1 protein-coding gene is annotated in these 957 nt (G+C 59.6%); it reads left to right on the top strand.

The genetic code is table 11. The features are described 5' to 3' along the window. A partial coding sequence (locus HX846_RS35535) for a catalase family protein (protein ID WP_178967282.1) occupies positions 1-921 on the top strand: 921 nt, incomplete at its 5' end. Positions 922-957: the final 36 nt, after the last annotated feature.

Below are 957 nucleotides of genomic sequence, written 5' to 3' on the forward strand. Positions count from 1 at the left end.
CACCGCGAAGGCACGCGTTACCTGCGGGATGCGCATGCCAAGGCCCATGGCTGCGTGAAGGCCGAGGTCAGCGTACTGGCGGACCTCGACCCGGCCCTGCGCCAGGGCGTGTTCGCCGAGCCGGGCAAGACCTGGCAGGCGATGATGCGACTGTCCAACGGCAATGCGTATCCGCAGTTCGACAGCATCCGGGATGCCCGGGGGATGGCGATCAAGTTGCTGGACGTGCCAGGCAAACAGCTGCTGGCGGATCAGCAGGCGCGGGGTGAGCAGGACTTTGTGATGTTCAGCCATCCGAACTTTTTCGTCAGTGATGTGGCGGAGTATGCGCAGAACATTTCGGCTCAGGCCGATGGCAAGAAAGTCATGGCGTTTTTCCCCGGGGTGGATCCGCGCAGTTGGCAGGTGCGGCATTTGTTTATCGCGCTGGCGACGTTGGCGCCGCCGCCGGTGAGTCCTACGCAGACGACGTATTTCTCGGTGTCGCCGTATAAGTTTGGGGCGGCGAATGCGAAGTTTCGGGTGGCGCCGGATCCCCAGGGGTGTCCTGCGTATGTGCTGCCCAAACAGAATCAGGACCTGCCGAACTTTTTGCGCAGTGCGTTGAATCAGCAACTGTCGACGGACCGGGTGGCGGCGTGTTTTGTGTTGCAGATTCAGCGGCAGAATCCGCAGAAGTTCATGCCGATCGAGGACACCAGCATTGAATGGAAAGAGAGTGATGCGCCGTTTGAGACGGTGGCCAAGGTGGTGATTCCGGCGCAGGACTTTGATACGCCGGCGTTGAATCTGGCTTGTGATAATCAGTCGTTTAATCCGTGGTTTGGGGTGGAGGCGCATCGGCCGATTGGGGGGATTAATCGGTTGCGTAAGGCGGTGTATGAGGCGGTCAGTGATTATCGGCATAGCCGGAATTTGTAGCTCCGCGGTGTTGGGGACATATCCGTTATTTGGGTG

This window comes from Pseudomonas sp. K5002, assembly GCF_013386655.1.
In the GTDB taxonomy this organism is placed as follows: domain Bacteria; phylum Pseudomonadota; class Gammaproteobacteria; order Pseudomonadales; family Pseudomonadaceae; genus Aquipseudomonas.